Source organism: Rhodobacter sp. SGA-6-6 (assembly GCF_011043545.1).
Classification (GTDB): Bacteria; Pseudomonadota; Alphaproteobacteria; order Rhodobacterales; family Rhodobacteraceae; genus Pseudogemmobacter.
The window spans coordinates 582,155-599,251 of record NZ_JAAKGP010000001.1 but is presented as its reverse complement, the minus strand read 5'-3'; the positions used below and the strand labels follow the sequence as shown (position 1 = coordinate 599,251).

At 70.7% G+C, this 17,097-nt stretch carries 20 protein-coding genes and 1 tRNA gene; 16 read left to right on the top strand and 5 right to left on the bottom strand.

The features are described 5' to 3' along the window. The first annotated feature begins 19 nt into the window (after positions 1 to 19). The 4 genes from G5B31_RS02910 to iolE all read left to right on the top strand — a co-directional run bounded on the left by G5B31_RS02910 (position 20) and on the right by iolE (position 3,420). On the top strand, positions 20 to 766 hold the full coding sequence (locus G5B31_RS02910) for a LamB/YcsF family protein (protein ID WP_205911769.1): 747 nt from the start codon (positions 20 to 22) through the stop codon (positions 764 to 766). Next, the gene (locus tag G5B31_RS02905) at positions 763 to 1,455 is read left to right on the top strand and encodes an allophanate hydrolase subunit 1 (RefSeq protein WP_165013576.1); all 693 of its coding nucleotides are present in this window, start codon (positions 763 to 765) and stop codon (positions 1,453 to 1,455) included. Before G5B31_RS02910 ends, G5B31_RS02905 begins: the two co-directional genes overlap by 4 nt. After that, positions 1,448 to 2,395: a biotin-dependent carboxyltransferase family protein gene (locus G5B31_RS02900; RefSeq protein WP_205911768.1), complete on the top strand. Its 948-nt coding sequence runs from the start codon at positions 1,448 to 1,450 to the stop codon at positions 2,393 to 2,395. The genes G5B31_RS02905 and G5B31_RS02900 overlap by 8 nt, the downstream gene beginning before the upstream one ends. A gap of 131 nt (positions 2,396 to 2,526) precedes the next feature. Then, positions 2,527 to 3,420 (top strand): myo-inosose-2 dehydratase, encoded by an 894-nt coding sequence (gene iolE / locus G5B31_RS02895; protein WP_165013572.1) that lies wholly within the window; start codon positions 2,527 to 2,529, stop codon positions 3,418 to 3,420. Between the two features lie 12 nt (positions 3,421 to 3,432). Here the strand turns inward: iolE and G5B31_RS02890 are convergent, their stop codons facing one another. Further along, positions 3,433 to 4,299 carry a LysR family transcriptional regulator gene (locus G5B31_RS02890; protein WP_165013570.1) on the bottom strand — a complete coding sequence of 289 codons (867 nt, stop codon included), beginning with the start codon at positions 4,297 to 4,299 and terminating at the stop codon, positions 3,433 to 3,435. A 95-nt stretch (positions 4,300 to 4,394) separates the two neighbouring features. Here G5B31_RS02890 and G5B31_RS02885 point away from each other — a divergent pair, with 95 nt between their 5' ends. Both G5B31_RS02885 and G5B31_RS02880 read left to right on the top strand, forming a co-directional pair. Next, the gene (locus G5B31_RS02885) at positions 4,395 to 5,543 is read left to right on the top strand and encodes a TauD/TfdA family dioxygenase (RefSeq protein ID WP_165013568.1); all 1,149 of its coding nucleotides are present in this window, start codon (positions 4,395 to 4,397) and stop codon (positions 5,541 to 5,543) included. Then, on the top strand, positions 5,543 to 6,133 hold the full coding sequence (locus tag G5B31_RS02880) for an HD domain-containing protein (RefSeq protein WP_165013566.1): 591 nt from the start codon (positions 5,543 to 5,545) through the stop codon (positions 6,131 to 6,133). Before G5B31_RS02885 ends, G5B31_RS02880 begins: the two co-directional genes overlap by 1 nt. Here the strand turns inward: G5B31_RS02880 and G5B31_RS02875 are convergent. Genes G5B31_RS02875 through tsaD form a run of 4 tightly spaced genes read right to left on the bottom strand, consistent with a single transcriptional unit; the run spans position 6,130 to position 8,839 of the window. Then, positions 6,130 to 6,549 carry an EVE domain-containing protein gene (locus G5B31_RS02875; protein WP_165013564.1) on the bottom strand — a complete coding sequence of 140 codons (420 nt, stop codon included), beginning with the start codon at positions 6,547 to 6,549 and terminating at the stop codon, positions 6,130 to 6,132. The two genes, G5B31_RS02880 and G5B31_RS02875, sit on opposite strands and share 4 nt — an antisense overlap. Further along, entirely contained in the window at positions 6,546 to 6,818 is a 273-nt protein-coding gene (locus G5B31_RS02870) for a YciI family protein (RefSeq protein ID WP_165013562.1), read from the bottom strand. Before G5B31_RS02870 ends, G5B31_RS02875 begins: the two co-directional genes overlap by 4 nt. Positions 6,819 to 6,821: 3 nt before the next feature. Beyond that, a complete protein-coding gene (locus G5B31_RS02865; protein WP_165013560.1) occupies positions 6,822 to 7,763 on the bottom strand; it encodes an NAD(P)H-dependent glycerol-3-phosphate dehydrogenase in 942 nt (313 codons plus the stop codon). Further along, on the bottom strand, positions 7,760 to 8,839 hold the full coding sequence (tsaD, locus tag G5B31_RS02860; RefSeq protein WP_165013558.1) for a tRNA (adenosine(37)-N6)-threonylcarbamoyltransferase complex transferase subunit TsaD: 1,080 nt from the start codon (positions 8,837 to 8,839) through the stop codon (positions 7,760 to 7,762). The genes G5B31_RS02865 and tsaD overlap by 4 nt, the downstream gene beginning before the upstream one ends. A 91-nt stretch (positions 8,840 to 8,930) precedes the next feature. On the opposite strand from tsaD, the gene G5B31_RS02855 reads away from it, so the two are divergent. The 10 genes from G5B31_RS02855 to G5B31_RS02810 all read left to right on the top strand — a co-directional run bounded on the left by G5B31_RS02855 (position 8,931) and on the right by G5B31_RS02810 (position 17,088). After that, the gene (locus G5B31_RS02855; RefSeq protein ID WP_165013556.1) at positions 8,931 to 9,614 is read left to right on the top strand and encodes a uroporphyrinogen-III synthase; all 684 of its coding nucleotides are present in this window, start codon (positions 8,931 to 8,933) and stop codon (positions 9,612 to 9,614) included. Positions 9,615 to 9,672: 58 nt separating this feature from the next. Next, positions 9,673 to 10,743 carry a COG4223 family protein gene (locus G5B31_RS02850; protein ID WP_165013554.1) on the top strand — a complete coding sequence of 357 codons (1,071 nt, stop codon included), beginning with the start codon at positions 9,673 to 9,675 and terminating at the stop codon, positions 10,741 to 10,743. Between the two features lie 3 nt (positions 10,744 to 10,746). Next, the gene (locus tag G5B31_RS02845) at positions 10,747 to 12,300 is read left to right on the top strand and encodes a heme biosynthesis HemY N-terminal domain-containing protein (RefSeq protein ID WP_165013552.1); all 1,554 of its coding nucleotides are present in this window, start codon (positions 10,747 to 10,749) and stop codon (positions 12,298 to 12,300) included. A gap of 74 nt (positions 12,301 to 12,374) precedes the next feature. Further along, a tRNA-Thr gene (locus G5B31_RS02840) sits at positions 12,375 to 12,450 on the top strand. A gap of 98 nt (positions 12,451 to 12,548) precedes the next feature. After that, positions 12,549 to 13,175 (top strand): FMN-binding negative transcriptional regulator, encoded by a 627-nt coding sequence (locus G5B31_RS02835; RefSeq protein ID WP_165013550.1) that lies wholly within the window; start codon positions 12,549 to 12,551, stop codon positions 13,173 to 13,175. Positions 13,176 to 13,245: 70 nt separating this feature from the next. Next, positions 13,246 to 13,551 carry a hypothetical protein gene (locus G5B31_RS02830; RefSeq protein ID WP_165013548.1) on the top strand — a complete coding sequence of 102 codons (306 nt, stop codon included), beginning with the start codon at positions 13,246 to 13,248 and terminating at the stop codon, positions 13,549 to 13,551. Then, entirely contained in the window at positions 13,548 to 14,153 is a 606-nt protein-coding gene (locus G5B31_RS02825; RefSeq protein WP_165013546.1) for a glutathione S-transferase N-terminal domain-containing protein, read from the top strand. Before G5B31_RS02830 ends, G5B31_RS02825 begins: the two co-directional genes overlap by 4 nt. A 229-nt stretch (positions 14,154 to 14,382) precedes the next feature. Further along, on the top strand, positions 14,383 to 14,949 hold the full coding sequence (gene petA / locus G5B31_RS02820) for a ubiquinol-cytochrome c reductase iron-sulfur subunit (protein ID WP_165013544.1): 567 nt from the start codon (positions 14,383 to 14,385) through the stop codon (positions 14,947 to 14,949). 11 nt (positions 14,950 to 14,960) lie between these two features. Continuing rightward, positions 14,961 to 16,274, top strand: coding sequence for a cytochrome b (petB, locus tag G5B31_RS02815; protein ID WP_165013542.1), 1,314 nt, complete (start codon positions 14,961 to 14,963; stop codon positions 16,272 to 16,274). Between the two features lie 19 nt (positions 16,275 to 16,293). Further along, positions 16,294 to 17,088 (top strand): cytochrome c1, encoded by a 795-nt coding sequence (locus G5B31_RS02810; RefSeq protein ID WP_165013539.1) that lies wholly within the window; start codon positions 16,294 to 16,296, stop codon positions 17,086 to 17,088. The last annotated feature ends 9 nt before the right edge of the window (positions 17,089 to 17,097 follow it).

The window sequence follows — 17,097 nt, the reverse complement described above, 5'->3', positions numbered from 1 at the left end:
GGGCAGGGGGCGAGGGGTGATGCGGATCGACCTGAATTCCGATCTCGGCGAGGGCATGGGCGACGATGCGGCGATGCTGTCGCTGGTCAGCAGCGCCAATATCGCCTGCGGCGGCCATGCCGGCGACCCGGAGACGATGTTCGCCACCCTGCGGCTGGCGGCGGAGCGCGGCGTGGCTGTGGGCGCCCATCCCGGCTTTGCCGACCGCGAGGGCTTCGGCCGGCGGGTGATCCCGATGGAACCGGCGGAAATCGCCCGCATGGTCGCGGCGCAGGTCGGCGCGCTGGCCGGGGTGGCGGCGCTGGCGGGGGGGACGCTGCGCTACGTCAAGCCGCACGGCGCGCTGGCCAACCTTGCCGCCGACGACAGGGCGGTGGCCGACGCCATCGCCGGCGCGGTGGCGGCGCTGCCCGGGGGTCTTGCCGTGCTGGCGATCTCCGGCACCGAGCTGGAGGCGTCGGCCCGGACCGCCGGGCTGCCGGTGTTCTCGGAGATCTTCGCCGACCGGGCCTATCTGCCCGACGGCCGTCTCGTCCCCCGCACCCGCGAGGGCGCGGTGCTGCATGATGCCGGGGAAGCCGCCGACCGGCTGCTGCGCTTCCTGGAGACCGGCCTGATGCCGGTGCTCGGCGGCGACCCGATCCCCTTGGCGGCGGACTCCGTCTGCGTCCATGGCGACACGCCCGGGGCCGCGGCGATGGCCCGGCTGATCCGCGACCGGCTGGAGGCGGCGGGCTGCGCCATCCGGCCCTTCCTGTCGCCATGACCCCCACGCCCGACACTCCCCGCCTGACCCCCGTCGCCGACCACGCCCTGCTGGTCGAATTCGCCGAGGCCATCGGCGACGCGGCCCATGCCGCCGTGCTGCATCTGGACCGGGCGCTCTCCGCCGCCCTGCCGCCGGGGGTGACGGAGCTGGTCCCCGCCTATGTCAGCCTGCTGGTCGATTTCGACCCACTGGTGACCGACCATACCGCCGTCGGCGCCGCGGTTCTGGCCGCCGTGCGCCGGCCGAGGCAGGACAATCGCCCCGCCGCCCTGCGCGAGGTGCTGGTCTGCTACGACCCCGATCTCGCCCCCGACCTGCCCGAGGTCGCCGCGCGGACCGGGCTGTCGGAGGAGGCGGTGATCGAGGCGCATCTGGCGGGCGACTACCGGGTGTTCCTCTATGGCTTCGCCCCCGGCTACGCCTATCTCGCCGGCGTGACCGAGGCGATCCGGCTGGACCGCAAGCCCGCCCCCCGCCGCGGCGTTCCCGCCGGCAGCGTGATCGTCGCCGGGCCGCAATGCCTGGTCACCACTCTGACCATGCCGACCGGCTGGTGGATCATCGGCCGCTCGCCCACCCGCATCCTGACCGGGGACGAAAGCCGCCCCTTCCTGTTCGACGTCGGCGATGCCGTCCGCTTCCGCCGCATCGGCCGGGCGGAGTTCGAGGGTGCGCAGCATGGCTGAGGCGGTGTTCAGCGTCGTCCATGCCGGGCCGCATGTGACCGTGCAGGACGGCGGGCGGCCCGGCCTGATGCGCTACGGCGTGCCCGCCTCGGGCCCGATGGACCGGATGTCCCTCCGCATCGCCAATGCCGCCTTGGGCAACCCGCCGGGACAGGCGGGGATCGAGGTCTCGCTGGGCGGGCTGGTGCTGGACTGCCGCAGCGGCGCGGTCACGCTGGCGGTCGTGGGGGGCGGCTTCATCGTCGGCGCAGGCGAAAGGACGCTGGGGTCCTGGCAGGTGCTGACCGTCCGGGCGGGCGAGCGGCTGACCATCCGCCCGGGACCATGGGGCAACTGGACCTGCCTCGCCTTCGCCGGACAGCTGCAGGCGCCGTGCTGGCTGGGCAGCCGCGCCACCCATGTCACCTCGGGCCTCGGCGGCGGCAGGCTGCTGGCGGGGCAGGAGCTGACCATCGCCGGGGCCGAGGTGCGCGAGAGGGGCGAGCGCCGCATCCCCTGCCCGATCTGGGCCCGTCCGCGCGCCGCTGTCCGCGCCGTGCTCGGCCCGCAGGAGCGATGCTTCGCGCCGGGGGCGGTGGAGCTGCTGACCTCCGCTCCGTTCCGGCTGACCGATGCCTATGACCGGATGGGCGTCCGCCTGCACGGCCCGCAGCTGGAGACCACGGCGCTGAGCCTTCCGTCGGAGCCGATCCTGCGCGGCTCGGTCCAGGTCTCGGGCGACGGGGTGGCGACGGTGCTGCTGGCCGACCACCAGACCACCGGCGGCTATCCGAAGATCGCCACGCTGATCGGCGAGGACATCGACGGTTTCGTCCAGCTTCGCCCGCACGACTTCGCCCGCTTCCGGCTGGTTTCGCCGGAGGAAGCCGTGGGCATCGCCCGCCACCGGGCGCGGCAGAAGGCGGCCTGGCTGGCGACCATGGCCCGGGCCGGCGCATGAGGCGCCGCCGTTTCTTTGCTGCCGGCACCGGGGCCGTGAGAAATGGGCATTGCAAAACGGCGGGCCAGCGGTGATTTCCATCCTGCCGGATGCGGCGGGACAGGGATGCAATTCGCGTGGGAGAGTGCAGGATGAAGGCAAGACTGGGGATCGCGCCGATCGCGTGGTGGAACGACGATCTGGCGGAACTGTCCGACGACGTGAGCCTTGAAGAATGTCTGCGGCAGGCCTCGGTGGCGGGCTTCACCGGCATGGAGACCGGCCGCCGCTTTCCGATGGACATGGCCGAGCTGGGGCCGATTCTGGCCAAATACGGCATCTCGGTCTGCGGCGGCTGGTTCTCGGGCCTGCTGCTGGATGGCGACATCGAGGTCGAGAAGGACCGCATCGCGCAGCAGCTGGCCTTCTTCAAGGCCGCGGGCGCGCCCTGCATCGTCTATGGCGAGACCGCGGGGTCGATCCAGGGGGTGAAATCCGCGCCGCTGGCGACCAAGCCGAAGCTGACCGAGGCCGAGATCGCCGCCTACGGCCGCAAGATCAGCGACTTCGCCGACTGGTGCGCAGCGCAGGGGATGCCGATCAGCTACCATCACCACATGGCCGCGGCGATCGAGACCGAGCCGGAACTGGACCTGCTGATGAAGCACTCCACCGTGCCGCTGCTGTTCGACGCCGGCCACATGGCCTTTGCCGGCGGCGACAACCTGCGGGTGATCGACAATCACCATGCCCGCATCACCCATGTGCACACCAAGGATATCCGCCAGTCGGTGATCGACGGGCTGGACCGCACGAAGGAAAGCTTCCTCGACGCCGTGGTGAAGGGCGCCTTCACCGTGCCGGGCGACGGGTCGCTGGATTTCGAGGCGATCACGAAGGCGCTGGCGGCCAAGGGCTACCAAGGCTGGTTCGTGGTCGAGGCCGAACAGGACCCGAAGGTCTCGCCGCCGCTGGAAATGGCGAAGAAGGGCCACAGGGAACTGCTGCGGGTGATGGCCGCGGCGGGATACGAGGTTGTGCAGTAAGGCGGAGGGCGGTCAGGCTTCGGGCACGGTCAGCAGGTCCAGCAGGATGTCCCTTTCGCGGAAGGGCGCCGCCTCGCTGTCCCATGTCGCCCAGTAGCCGGTCTCCATCTTCAGGCTGGCCGGGCTGAGCCGGTCCAGCCGGCCGGCGGCGATTTCCGCCGCGCAAAGCGGCAGAGAGCCGAGGATCACCCCGGCCCCGGCCAGCGCCGCCTGCAAGGACTGCACGAAGGTGTCGAAGCGGATCTTCGGCGCGGGCTCCGGCGGCCCGCCCCGGGCATCGAACCAGTCGCGCCAGCCCAGCCGGGGGCCGGAGGTGGCGATCAGCGGCAGGTCGCGCCAGTCCGCCCCGGCCGCCAGCCCGGGAGCGGCCAGCGGCGTCAGCTCGTCGCGATAGATCAGCCGCGCCCCGCGTCCCGGCCATGTGCCGGCACCGAAGCGGATCTCGAAATCCGCCTCGATGCGGTCGTAGTCGGTCAGGGTATGGATCGTCTCGCAGGCGATCTGCAACTGCGGCAGCCGCGCGGCGATCTGGCCGAGCCGCGGCACGATCCACAGCCCGATCACCGAGGACGAGGCCGCCAGCGTCACCTTGCGGCGCGGCGCCGCGAACAGGTTGGCGGTGCTGCGCCCCAGCTGGCCGAGCGCAAGCTGCACATGCGGCAGCCAGGCCTCGCCCTGCACCGTCAAAGTCACCCCGCGCGGGTGGCGGTTGAACAGCTGCGCGCCGATCCGCAGCTCCAGGTTGCGGATGCGCTGGCTGACTGCGGCCTGGGTCAGCCCCAGCTCCGCCGCCGCCGCACTGAAGTTCAGATGCCGCGCCGCGGTCTCGAAGACCCGGATCCATTCCAGCGGCGGCAGGTCGCGGCTTGACGCAGGCATTAGAAAATCTGGCCCTCGCGGCTAAAACTTGTTTCTTGAATTTATGTCTGCGCCCGGGTCCGATGTCCATATCACGCCAGCCACGGAGCACCCTCATGCAGCAGGCAACCACGGCCGAAATCCTGAACGACGGCAAGGCCGTCGCCCTTCACCTGCCCGACGGGCCGTTGCGGTTCCATGCCGTCTGGCTGCGCGACAACGCCTGGGACGACAGGACCCGCGCGCCCGGCAACGGCCAGCGGCTGATCACGCTGGGCGACATTCCCGCCGATTGCCGGATCGTCTCGGCGGCTCCCGAGGGCGGCAAGCTGATGGTCCGCTTCGCCCATGAGGACCGCGCCATCCCCTACGACATCGGCTGGCTGCGCGCCAATGCCTATGACCGCAGCGCCGACCGCCGCCCCGGCTGGACCGCCCCGGGAATCGAGACCTGGGATGCCGGGCTGAACAGCGCCATCCCCACCGGCGACTTTACCGCGCTGAAGACCGGCGGCCGCGCCCTGCGCGACTGGCTGGCGGCGATGCGCCGCTACGGCTTCGCCAAGATCACCGGCGGCCCGGTGCAGGATGGCGCGCTGTTCGAGGTGGCCGACCTGTTCGGCTATGTCCGCGAAACCAACTACGGCCGCCATTTCGAGGTGCGGACCGAGGTCAACCCGACCAACCTCGCCTATACCGGCCTCGGGCTTCAGGCCCATACCGACAACCCCTACCGCGACCCGGTGCCCACCGTGCAGATCCTCTACTGTCTGGAAAGCTCGGCCGCCGGGGGCGAGAACATGGTGGTCGACGGCTTCCGCGCCGCCGAGCGGCTGCGCGAGGAATCGCCGCGCGGCTTCGACCTGCTGACCCGCTACTGCGCCCGCTTCGAATATGCCGGGTCGGGCGGGGTCTGCCTGCGGTCGCGCCGGCCGATGATCGAGCTGGCGCCGGATGGCGAACTGGTGGCGATCCGCTTCAACAACCGCTCGGCCGCGGCGATCACCGACGTGCCCTATGACGACATGGCCGATTACTACGCCGCCTATCGCCGCTTCGGCGAGTTGATCGACGACACCGCGATGGAGGTCACCTTCCGGCTGAACCCGGGCGAAAGCTTCGTCGTGGACAACACCCGCGTGCTGCACGCCCGCAAGGGCTATTCCGGCAGCGGCACCCGCTGGCTGCAAGGCTGCTACGCCGACAAGGACGGGCTTCTCTCCACCCTTGCCGCGATGGAACTGGCCGAGGAAAGGGCCGCCTGATGACCGTGCAACCCATCGACGGCCTGACCCGCGACACCATCGTCCCCTTCCTCGCCGGCATCTTCGAGCGGCGGGGCGGCGAGGAATACCTGGGCGAGCCGGTGACCATGGCCGAACACATGCTGCAAGGCGCCTGCCTGGCGGAGCAGCAGGGCGAAAGCGAGGTGATCGTGGTCGCCGCCCTTCTGCACGACATCGGCCATTTCACCAGCGAATTCGGCACCTTCTCGATGGAGGACACCCACGACCGCCACCACGAGGAGGCCGGCGCCCGGGTGCTGGAGCGGTTCTTCCCCAAGCTGGTGGTCGATTGCGTGCGTCAGCATGTGGCGGCGAAACGCTACATCTGCGCCACCGACCCGTCCTATTTCGGCGAACTCTCCGAGGCCTCGATCCATTCGCTGAAACTGCAGGGCGGGCCGATGGATGCGGCCGAGGTGGCGGCCTTCGAGGCCAACCCCAACTTCGCCGAGATCGTGAAGGTGCGGCGGCTGGACGACGCCGGCAAGATCGCCGGGATTCAGACCCCGGACTTCGCCCATTATGCGCCGATGGTGCAAAGGGTGGTCGATTCCCACCTGGGGACCTAGGGCTCCACCCCGCCCAGCCGGCAGACGATGGCCCATTCCTCTGCGCTGACCGGCTGGACCGACAGGCGCATGTTGTTGATCAGCGCCATCTGCTCCAGCCCCGGCGTGGTCTTGCATTCCTCAAGCGTCACCGGGCGCTTGAACGGCTTCACCGCGCGGATCCAGACGCAATCCCAGCGGGGGTCGTCGGTGGTGCTGTCCGGCGTGCTCTCGCGGCAGACCTCGACCACGCCGACGATCTCTTTCCCGACGTTGGAATGGTAGTAGAAGCCGCGGTCGCCGATCTTCATCGCCCGCATGTTGTTGCGGGCCTGATAGTTGCGGACGCCGCTCCATTCCTCGCCCCCGGCGCCCTTGGCGACCTGCTGGTCCCAGCTCCAGCTGTCGGGCTCCGACTTGAACAGCCAGTGGTTCATCCGATCACCTTCTTCCATTCGCGGATGTCGACGCTCTGGAACAGCCCGGCCTTCGCATAGGGGTCCGCCGCCGCCCAGTCCTTCGCCGCCTGCAGGTCGGGCACCTCCAGCACCACCAGGGACCCGCACATCTCGCCCGAGTCGGACAGGAACGGCCCCGCCATCTCCACCACGCCGGAATCGCGGATATGCGCCAGATGCGCCTCGCGGTTGGCCTTGCGGATCTCAAGGGCCCCGGGCTTGTCGATACAGATCAGCGCCACGCGCATCGCTCACTCCTGTTTCAGGGGGCGCGACATCAATTGCCGCACGGCCTCGGCCACCCCGATCTCCTCCGCCACCAGCCGCGCCACCATGGCGGCGACCGGCATCTCGATCTCCATCCCTTCGGCCAGCCGCACCGCCGCCTGCGCCGTCGCCACGCCCTCTACCGTGGCCTGCGCCACCGGCCGGCCGGCGCCGAGCGCGACGCCATGGGCGAAGTTGCGCGACTGCGCCGAGGTGCAGGTCAGGATAAGGTCGCCCAGACCGGACAGGCCCGCAAGCGTTTCCGCCTTCGCGCCAAGCGCCAGCGCCAGCCGCAGCATCTCGGCATAGCCCCGCGTCACCAGCGCCGCACGGGCGCTGTCGCCCAGGCCCGCCCCGGCCACCACCCCCGCGGCGATGGCGATCACGTTCTTCAAGGCGCCGCCGAGTTCTGCTCCCACCACGTCGTCGGTGCGGTAAAGCCGCAGGGTCGGGGTGGAGAGCAGCGCCTGCATCGCCTCGGCCCGGTCGCCGGCAGAGGCCAGCGTCAGCGCGGTCGGCAGGCCGCGGGCGATGTCGGCGGCGAAGCTGGGGCCGGTCAGGATGCCCCGCTGTCCCGTTGCGCCGGCTTCGGCCATCACCTCGGCCGGGCCTTTCAGCGTGGCCAGGTCGATGCCCTTGCAGCAGGCGATCAGGTCTGACTCCAGCAGCGCGGCGCCCGGACCGGAGAGAAAACCGCGCAGCTGCTGCATCGGCAGCGCCAGCAGCACGACTTCGGATTCCGCAATGTCAGAGACGTTTTCGGCCAGAGTCACGCCCTCCGGCAGCAGCACCCCCGGCAGGCGCGGGCTTTGCCGCGTGGCCCGCAGCGCCTCGTCGCGGCCCCAGAGCGCGACCTGCCGTCCGCCCGAGGCCAGCGCCACGGCCAGCGCGGTTCCGAAGGCGCCTGCGCCTGCGATGCCGATCATGCCTTCGCCCCCCTCTTGCCCGACCCGATCACCGGCGCCGCGCCTTCGTCCAGCGGCCAGCGCGACCTTGCGGTGAGATTGGGGCCATCGCAATGACCCAGCCGGAACCGCTCGATCCCCGCCCAGGCGATCATCGCCGCATTGTCGGTGCAGAGCGCCAGCGGCGGGGCGACGAACCGGGTGTTGGTTTCGTCACAAACAGTCTCTAACCTTGCCCGAATGGCCCTGTTCGCGGCCACGCCCCCCGCCACGGCGATGGTGGAGACCGGGAAAGCGGCCAGCGCCCGCCGGGTCTTTTCCGCCAGCACATCGGCCACCGCCGCCTGGAACCCGGCGCAGAGGTCGCGGCGGTCCTGTGCCGTGAGGCCCCTCTGCGCAGCCACCCGTTCGTCGCGGGCGCGCAGCACGGCGGTCTTCAGGCCGGAGAACGACAGGTCGCAGCCCGGCCGGTCCAGCAGCGGCCGGGGGAAGGCGAAGCGGCGGGGATCGCCGCCGGCGGCCTCCCGCTCCACATGCGGGCCGCCGGGCTGGGGCAGGGCCAGCAGCTTGGCGATCTTGTCGAAGGCCTCGCCCGGCGCGTCGTCGATGGTGCTGCCGAGGCGGCGGAACGTCTCCGGCCCCTCCACCGCAAGGAACTGGCAATGCCCGCCGGAGACCAGCAGCATCAGGTAGGGAAACTCCAGCCCGTCGATCAGCCGCGGGGTCAGGGCATGGCCGGCCAAGTGGTTCACCCCCACCATCGGCAGGCCGGCGGCGGCGGCCAGCGCCTTGGCCGTCATCAGGCCGGAGAGGACGCCGCCGATCAGCCCCGGCCCGGCGGTGACGGCGATGCCGTCCAGATCGGTCAGCCTTGCCCCGGCCTGCGCCAGCGCCTGCGCGATGCAAAGATCCAGCCGCTCGACATGCGCCCGGGCGGCGATTTCAGGCACGACGCCGCCGAAATCGGCATGGAGCGCGGTCTGCCCCCGCACCACCGAGGACAGGATCTCTCCTGCCCCGCCGGTCGCGCGGACCACGGCGGCGGCGGTGTCGTCGCAGCTGGACTCGATGCCAAGGAAGGTCAGCGGATGCGTCATGGTTGCGGCTTGTGGCGGGGTGCCCCTGGCAGGTAGCATCCGCCCGGCCCCCGCACAATGCTTACGGAGCAAGACCCTGGACCACCCCATCGTGCTGATCACCAGGCCCGAGCCGCAGGCCGGCCGGCTGGCCGCCGCCTTGCGGGCGGAGGGCGCGCGGGTCGTGGTCTCGCCGCTGATGCGGCCGGTATTCCTGACCGTGACCCTGCCGGAGGGCGATTTCGCCACGGTGATCCTGACCTCGGAAGCCGGGGCCATGGCGGCGGCGCGGCTGCCGGGCCTGCCCCGCCGCGCGCTTTGCGTCGGCGAGCGCACGGCCGAGGTCGCCCGCGCCGGCGGCTTCGATGCCCGGTCGCTGGGATCGACGGCGGCGGAGATGCTGCCGGCGCTGGCGGCGGAGCCGGGGCCGTTCCTCTACCTGCGCGGCCGCGAGGCCTCGGTCGATGTCGCCGCCGCCTTGCGGGCGCGGGGGAAGGAGGCCGCCAGCGCGGTGGTCTATGCGCAGGAGCCCGCCCCGCTGTCCGGCGAGGCGCAGAACTTGTTGAAAAGCGCCGGAATAGTGACGATTCCGCTCTATTCCGCCCGCTCCGCCCGGCTGTTCCTGGCCGCCTGTCCGCCGGACGCGGCGGCCGACCTGCGGCCGGTGGTGATCGCGCCGCCGGTGCTGGAGGCGCTGCCGGAGGCATTGCGGGCGAAGGCCGTGGTGGCGGAACGCCCGGACGGGCCGGCGATGCAGGCGGCAATCCTCCGCGTCATTCGGTCCCTCGCGCCTTGAAGCGGCGGGGGTGGGGTGTTTAGGTGAGGAGGACGCCACGCTGACCGAAGGGAATCCCATGCCGGACGACGATCAGCCGCCGGAGACGGCCCCGCCGCCGGTGCCGGACCCCGACCCCCTGCCCGAACCCGCGCCGGAGCCGGTCCGCCCGCGGCGGCGCGGCGGCATGGCCCTGCTGGCGCTGCTGCTGCTGGGCGGCGCGGCGGTGGCCTTCGCCTGGTATGACCCGCTGCACTGGCGCGGGGAGAACACGGTCCAGACCGAGGTCGCAGCGCTGACCGCGCGGCTGGATGCCGCGGAAACTGCTACCAAGGCACTGGAAGGGCGGCTGGCGCAGCTGGAATCCGCCCCCGCCCCGGTCTCGCCCGAGGCTCTGGCGGCGCTGGAACAGGCGGTGAAGGACAACCAGGCGGCGCTTGCGGCGCTGCAACAGGCGCCGGGGGCGGGGGACGAGGTCTCCTCCGTCCAGGTCGCCGCGCTGGCGCAGGCGGTGGAGGACCTGAAGCGGCAGGTCGCGGGTCTGTCCACCACCCCCGGCTCGTCCGAGGACATCCGGGCGGCGGTGGATGCCGCGATGGAGGCCCGCGCGGCGGAGCAGGAGGCGGAGGCCAAGGCCCTTGCCGTGGCGGCCGAGAGGAAGGCCGCCCGCGCCGATGCCGTGGCGCGGCTGCTGACGGCGGCGCGGGCCGGCGCGCCCTATGCCGACCTGATCCCGGCCTTGGACGGCTTGCCGCTGGACCCGGTGCTGCAGGAGGCGGCTTCCGCCGGCCTGGTGACGCAGAAGGCGCTGGTGGAGGGCTTCCCCGAGGCCGCCCGCAAGGCACTTGACGCCTCCTTGCGGGCCACCGCCGGCGAGGGCATCGGCGACCGGCTCTACACCTTCCTGCGCATCCAGACCGGCGCCCGGTCCCTGGAGCCGCGCGAGGGCAGCGACCCGGATGCCGTGCTGTCGCGGGCCGAGGCGGCGGCGGAGGCCGGGGACATCGCCAAGACGCTGGAGGAACTGGCCGGACTGCCGCCGGAAGGGCAGGCGGAGATGGCGGGCTGGACCGCGCAGGCGAAGCAATGGCTGGCTGCCGAGAAGGCGCTGGACGATCTGGCGGCCGCGGCCGCCGTGCAGGGGGGATGACGGGTGCTGTGGTCGCTGACGAAGGTCGTCCTGTTCCTGCTGGCCATCGCCTGCCTGGCGGTGCTGGGCAGTATGCTCTCCGACACCGGCGAGGCAGTGCGGATCAGCGCCGCCGGGCTGGAATTCACCCTCGGCCCGTTGCAGGCGGTGATCGCGGTGCTGCTCTTGTTCGCGCTGGTCTGGGCGGCGCTGAAGATCCTCGGCCTGCTCAGCGCCACTCTCCATTTCCTGAACGGCGACGAGACCGCGATCAGCCGCTATTTCGACCGCAACCGCGAACGCAAGGGTTATGCCGCGATGTCCGAGGCGCTGGTGGCGCTGGCCTCGGGCGAAAGCGCGGCGGCGATGAACCGGGCCAAGGCGGCGGAGCGGCTGCTGAGGAAGCCGGAACTGACCAGGCTGCTGGTGGCGCAGGCGGCCGAGGCCTCGGGCGACCGCCGGGCGGCGGTGGATGCTTACAAATCGCTGTTGTCGAACGAACAGACCCGCTTCGCCGCCATGCGCGGGCTGTTGCGCCACAAGCTGGCGGAGGGCGATACCGACACCGCGCTGAAGCTGGCCGAGAAGGCCTTCGCGCTGAAGCCGCGCCATGCCGAGACGCAGGACATCCTGCTGAAGCTGCAGGCCGACAGCCACGACTGGAAGGGTGCCCGCACGACGCTGGGCGAGAAGCTGCGCTCGGGTGAACTACCGCGCAGCGTCTACCGCCGCCGCGATGCGCTGCTGGCCTTGCAGGAGGCCAAGGCGATCACCGACGAAGGCAGCAGCATCGAGGCGCGCGAGGCGGCGATCGAGGCCAACAGGCTGTCGCCCGACCTGATCCCCGCCGCCGTCATCGCCGCCCATGCGCTGGTGGAGAAGGGCGACCGCAGGGGCGCGACAAGGGTGCTGAAGAAGGCCTGGGAGGTGTTGCCGCACCCCGACCTCGCCGCCGCCTTCGCGGCCATCGAGCCGGAGGAGACCCCGGCCGAGCGGCTGAAGCGCTTCAAGCCGCTGCTGCAATCCCGCCCGCAGGACGAGGAGACCCGGCTGACCCGGGCGGAACTGCTGCTGGCCGACGGCGATTTCCCCGGCGCGCGCGAGGCGCTGGGGACGCTGGCCGAGGACCATCCGACGCAGCGCACGCTGGCGATCCTGGCGGCGGTGGAGCGGGGATCGGGGGCCGAGGACGCGGTGGTGCGCCGCATCCTGGCGCGGGCGGTGACGGCCTCGCGCGGGCCGCAATGGTGCTGCGACAAGTGCCAGGCGGTGCAGGAGGACTGGGCGCCGATCTGCCCCGATTGCGGCGGTTTCGACACGCTGTCCTGGCGCGAGCCGCTGCACGAGGGCCGCAAGCCCGCCGGCGTGCTGGCCCGGCTGGCGCCCTTCCTGTTCGGGCAGGAGAAGCCGGTGCTGATCGAGGCGGAGGAGATCGAGCCCGTGCCCGCGCCGGCCCCCGCCCGGCCCCCGGAACCGGAGCCCGATCCCGCGCCGCAGCCCCCGCCGGAGCCGGTGGAAGAGGTGGTGGAACCCCCGCCCGGCCTGACCCCGGACGAAATCCTGCGCCGCGCAAATTAGGGCTACACAGCCGGAGGGAGCGGTGCTAAAGCCACGCCGTCCGCGCGGCCCCTTCGGCCCGCGGCAGGAAGCGTGCCGGTGTAGCTCAGCTGGTAGAGCACGTCATTCGTAATGATGGGGTCGGGGGTTCGAGTCCCTTCACCGGCACCACGCTTCTTTTCCCTGGACCTATCGCCGCTGCGGAACTGATCCTAACGGCTGCCGGGCGGGTGGTGGAGGATCGGCCGGACGCCAGCCGGAACATCGCCATGCACCCGAATCCCGCCTTCCGCCAGACGCCGGCCGACCGGAACCTTGCCTTTGCGCGGAGCCGCGGCTTCGGCATCCTGTCGGTCAACGGTCCCGAAGGTCCGCTGATGGCGCATGTGCCCTTTCTGCTGTCGCCGGAGGCCGATTTCGCCGAGATCCATCTGGCGCGGTCCAATCCCATCGCCCGTGCCGGCCTGCCGCTGCCGGCGGTGATCGCCGTCTCCGGGCCGGATGCCTATGTCTCGCCCGATTTCTATGGCCCGCACGATCAGGTGCCGGACCAGGTGCCGACCTGGAACTACATCGCCGTCCATCTGCGCGGCGTGCTGGAGCCGCTGCCGCCGGAGACCCTCCGCGCCCATGTCGATGCGCTTTCGGCCGAGCACGAGGGACGGATCGCCGGCAAGCGGCCCTGGACCAGCGCCAAGATGACCCCCGGCGCGATGGAGCGGATGATGCGGATGATCCTGCCGTTCCGGTTCCGGGTCGCGTCGGTGGATGGCACCTGGAAGCTGAACCAGAACAAGGAGGCCGCCATCCGCGCCCGCGCCGCCGCGGCGCTGGCGCAGGGCGATGCCGGGGCGCGGGCGATTGCGGCGCTGATGCGGGCCTTGCCCGAGGGGTAGTTTACAGTCGCCGGAGCGCTTCGTAAGCTGGTCTTCCCACGAAGGGATTGCCCCGACGAAGGAGGTCGCCATGCCGCTTCCGCTTGCTCCGATCCTGCCGATCGCCCTGCGCCTCGGTGCCGTGGCGGCGACCGGAATTGCCGCCCGCAGCTGGCTGCGCCGGCGCAGCTTCCCCGGCCGCACCGACCAGCGGGCCGAGGATGCGCTGGACGACCTGGGCGAGGGGATCAGCCTGCACCGCCCCGCCGACCGCGCCGGGGACCGGCAAACCAATGCCAGCGCGCGGGTCCGCCGGGTGATCCGCTTCCGCGGCCGGGAATACGAGCTGGACGCCGGTCTGGTGGCCCGGCTGCGGCTGCGCGAGAGGCAGGAATGAGGCTTTTCGTCTCGCCGACCTCGCCCTTCGTGCGCAAGGTCGTGGTCATGATCCGCGAGGCCGGGATCGAAGGCATCGACACCGAGGAGGTGGCGGGCAACCCGGTCGCGCCGGGCAGCCTGCCGGTGGACCACAACCCGCTGGGCAAGATCCCGGCGCTGGTGTTGGACGATGGCCGGGCGCTGTATGACAGCCGGGTGATCACCCGCTACCTGGACCACCGCGCGGGCGCCGGCCTCTATCCCGGCGGCGAAAGGCTGTGGGACACGCTGGCGCTGGAGGCGATGGCCGACGGCATGATGGAGGCCGCGGTCCTGATGGTCTACGAATCGCGCATCCGCCCCGAGGAACGCCGGCACCAGCCCTGGGTCGAGGCGCAATGGCTGAAGGTGAACCGCGCGCTGGACGCGGCCGAGACGCGCTGGCAGCCGCATCTGGCCGGGCCGCTGGACATGGGGCAGATCGCGCTGGCGGTGGCGCTGGGATACCTCGATTTCCGCCATGACGGCCGCGGCTGGCGGCAGGGCCGCCCGGCGCTGGCGGCCTGGGAGGCGGCGATGGCGGCGCGCCCCGCGCTGCAGGCCACCGTCCCGCAGGGCTGAACCCGCCATGGCCGCCCATCCCTCCGCCCGGGCCGGTGCGCCGCGCCCCTTCTGCCACAGGGCCGGAAATTCAGCGGAAAAAGGCAGGGCAAATCGCCTGCTGCGCGGCTTTGTCCGCTGGACGATCCGCCGCGCCTTGTCTAAAAGCGCGACCGGCAGGGTTCCGCGCAAGCGGGACCCCCGTTTTCCATGGGCCGCCGCACCGCGGCCCCGATAGGGAGAGGAACTCGTGTCCCACGCAGAAGCTGACGCAGGCACTCGCCGTGATTTCCTGTATTACGCCACGGCCGGAGCGGGCGTCGTGGCGACCGGCGCCGCGGTCTGGCCGCTGGTCAACCAGATGAACCCCTCGGCCGACACGCGGGCCCTGGCCTCGATCTATGTCGATGTCTCGGACGTTCAAGTGGGCACTCAACTGACCGTGAAATGGCGCGGCAAGCCGGTGTTCATCCGCCGCCGCACGCCCGAGGAGATCGAGGCCGCCCGCGCCGTGTCGCTGGACGACCCCACCCTGATCGACAAGCACTCCGAGAACGCGAACAAGCCCGGCACCGACGCCAGCGACGCCAACCGCGCGCTGGACGAGGCGGGGGAATGGCTGGTGATGCTGGGCGTCTGCACCCACCTGGGCTGCGTGCCGCTGGGCAACGGCGCGGGCGAGTTCGGCGGCTGGTTCTGCCCCTGCCACGGGTCGCACTACGACACCGCGGGCCGCATCCGCAAAGGGCCGGCGCCGCGCAACCTCGACGTGCCGGTGGCGCAGTTCACCGACGAAACCACGATTCTTCTGGGCTGAGGTAGAGATCCATGGCTGGTATCCCCCACGACCATTACGAGCCCGGAACGGGCATCGAGAAGTGGCTGCACAAGCGGCTGCCCATCGTCAGCCTGGTCTATGACACGCTGATGATCCCCACCCCCCGCAACCTGAACTGGATGTGGATCTGGGGCATCGTGCTGGCCTTCTGCCTGGTGCTGCAGATCGTCACCGGCATCGTCCTGGTCATGCATTACACCCCGCATGTCGACATGGCCTTCGCCTCGGTCGAGCATATCATGCGCGACGTGAACGGCGGCCACATGCTGCGCTACCTGCACGCCAACGGCGCCTCGCTGTTCTTCTTCGCCGTCTACCTGCACATCTTCCGCGGCCTCTACTACGGCAGCTACAAGGCCCCGCGCGAGGTGACCTGGATCATCGGCATGATCATCTACCTCGCCATGATGGCGACGGCCTTCATGGGCTATGTGCTGCCCTGGGGCCAGATGTCGTTCTGGGGCGCCACGGTGATCACCGGCCTCTTCGGCGCCATCCCCGGCATCGGGCCGACCATCCAGGAATGGCTGCTGGGCGGGCCGGCGGTGGACAATGCCACGCTGAACCGCTTCTTCAGCCTGCACTACCTGCTGCCCTTCGTGATCGCAGCGCTGGTCGCCGTCCACATCTGGGCCTTCCACACCACCGGCAACAACAACCCCACGGGTGTTGAAGTGCGCCGCGGCTCGAAAACGGAAGCCGAGAAGGACACCCTGCCCTTCTGGCCCTATTTCGTGATCAAGGACCTCTTCGCCCTGGCCGTGGTGCTGGTGGTGTTCTTCGCGGTGGTCGGCTTCATGCCCAACTTCCTGGGCCACCCCGACAACTACATCGAGGCCAACCCGCTGGCGACGCCCGCGCATATCGTGCCGGAATGGTATTTCCTGCCGTTCTACGCCATCCTGCGCGCTTTTACCGCCGATGTCTGGGTGGTGCAGCTGGCCAACTGGATCAGCTTCGGCATCATCGACGCCAAGTTCTTCGGCGTGCTGGCGATGTTCGGCGCCATCGCGGTGATGGTGATCGTGCCCTGGCTGGACACCTCCTCGGTGCGCTCGGGCCGCTACCGCCCGATGTTCAAGTGGTGGTTCGCGCTGCTCTGCGTCGACTTCGTGGTGCTGATGTGGTGCGGCGCCATGCCGGCCGAGGAACCCTATGCCACGATCTCGCTGATCGCGGCGGCCTACTGGTTCGCCTACTTCCTGGTCATCCTGCCGCTGCTGGGCATCATCGAGAAGCCCCTGCCGCAGCCGGCGACCATCGAGGAAGACTTCAGGGCCCACTACCCCCATGCGGCCGAGTGACGGAAAGGATCAAGCCAACATGTTCCGCAAGATCGCAATCACTGCCGTCGCCGCGCTGACGCTTTCGGTGGGCATGGCCCGGGCCGCAGGCGACGGGGGCCATGTCGAGGACGTGGCCTTCAGCTTCGAGGGCCCCTTCGGGACCTTCGACCAGTTCCAGCTGCAACGCGGCCTTCAGGTCTATACCGAGGTCTGCGCCGGCTGCCACGGGCTGCACTACGTGCCGATCCGCACGCTCGCCGATCCCGGCGGGCCGGAGCTGCCGGCCGACCAGGTCCGCGCCTATGCGGCCAGCCTGGACGCGGTGCTGCTGCCGGACGGCAACGAGCGTCCGCGCGAATGGACCGACAAGTTCCCCACCCGCTCGGGTGAGGGGATGGGGCCGGACCTGTCGCTGATGGCGAAGGCCCGCGCCGGGTTCCACGGGCCCTACGGCACCGGCATCAACCAGCTGTTCCGCGGCATCGGCGGGCCGGAATACATCGTCTCGCTCCTGACCGGCTACACCGGCGAGGAGATCGAGGAGGCGGGCACCGTCTTCTACGAGAACCACACCTTTGCCGGCGGCAAGATCGCCATGCCGCCGCCGCTGTCGGACGGCCAGGTCGAATTCGCCGATGGCTCGCCCAACGACGTGAAGCACATGGCCGAAGATGTCGCGGCCTTCCTGATGTGGGCGGCCGAGCCGCATCTGATGGCGCGCAAGCAGTCCGGCTTCCTGGCCGTCGGCTTCCTGATCGTGCTGTCGGTGCTGCTTTACCTGACCAACAAGAAGCTGTGGTCGCGGGTGAAGGGCAAGTCCTTCGGCGCCTGATCCGGGCTT

Coding starts and splice junctions, on each gene's coding strand:
- G5B31_RS02825 (WP_165013546.1), top strand. CDS start 13,548: ATGAGGCTTTTCGTCTCGCCGACCTCGCCCTTCGTGCGCAAGGTCGTG.
- G5B31_RS02905 (WP_165013576.1), top strand. CDS start 763: ATGACCCCCACGCCCGACACTCCCCGCCTGACCCCCGTCGCCGACCAC.
- G5B31_RS02890 (WP_165013570.1), bottom strand. CDS start 4,299: ATGCCTGCGTCAAGCCGCGACCTGCCGCCGCTGGAATGGATCCGGGTC.
- G5B31_RS02850 (WP_165013554.1), top strand. CDS start 9,673: ATGCCGGACGACGATCAGCCGCCGGAGACGGCCCCGCCGCCGGTGCCG.
- G5B31_RS02870 (WP_165013562.1), bottom strand. CDS start 6,818: ATGCGCGTGGCGCTGATCTGTATCGACAAGCCCGGGGCCCTTGAGATC.
- G5B31_RS02865 (WP_165013560.1), bottom strand. CDS start 7,763: ATGATCGGCATCGCAGGCGCAGGCGCCTTCGGAACCGCGCTGGCCGTG.
- tsaD (WP_165013558.1), bottom strand. CDS start 8,839: ATGACGCATCCGCTGACCTTCCTTGGCATCGAGTCCAGCTGCGACGAC.
- G5B31_RS02875 (WP_165013564.1), bottom strand. CDS start 6,549: ATGAACCACTGGCTGTTCAAGTCGGAGCCCGACAGCTGGAGCTGGGAC.
- G5B31_RS02835 (WP_165013550.1), top strand. CDS start 12,549: ATGCACCCGAATCCCGCCTTCCGCCAGACGCCGGCCGACCGGAACCTT.
- G5B31_RS02885 (WP_165013568.1), top strand. CDS start 4,395: ATGCAGCAGGCAACCACGGCCGAAATCCTGAACGACGGCAAGGCCGTC.
- iolE (WP_165013572.1), top strand. CDS start 2,527: ATGAAGGCAAGACTGGGGATCGCGCCGATCGCGTGGTGGAACGACGAT.
- G5B31_RS02810 (WP_165013539.1), top strand. CDS start 16,294: ATGTTCCGCAAGATCGCAATCACTGCCGTCGCCGCGCTGACGCTTTCG.
- G5B31_RS02880 (WP_165013566.1), top strand. CDS start 5,543: ATGACCGTGCAACCCATCGACGGCCTGACCCGCGACACCATCGTCCCC.
- G5B31_RS02900 (WP_205911768.1), top strand. CDS start 1,448: ATGGCTGAGGCGGTGTTCAGCGTCGTCCATGCCGGGCCGCATGTGACC.
- petB (WP_165013542.1), top strand. CDS start 14,961: ATGGCTGGTATCCCCCACGACCATTACGAGCCCGGAACGGGCATCGAG.
- G5B31_RS02830 (WP_165013548.1), top strand. CDS start 13,246: ATGCCGCTTCCGCTTGCTCCGATCCTGCCGATCGCCCTGCGCCTCGGT.
- G5B31_RS02910 (WP_205911769.1), top strand. CDS start 20: ATGCGGATCGACCTGAATTCCGATCTCGGCGAGGGCATGGGCGACGAT.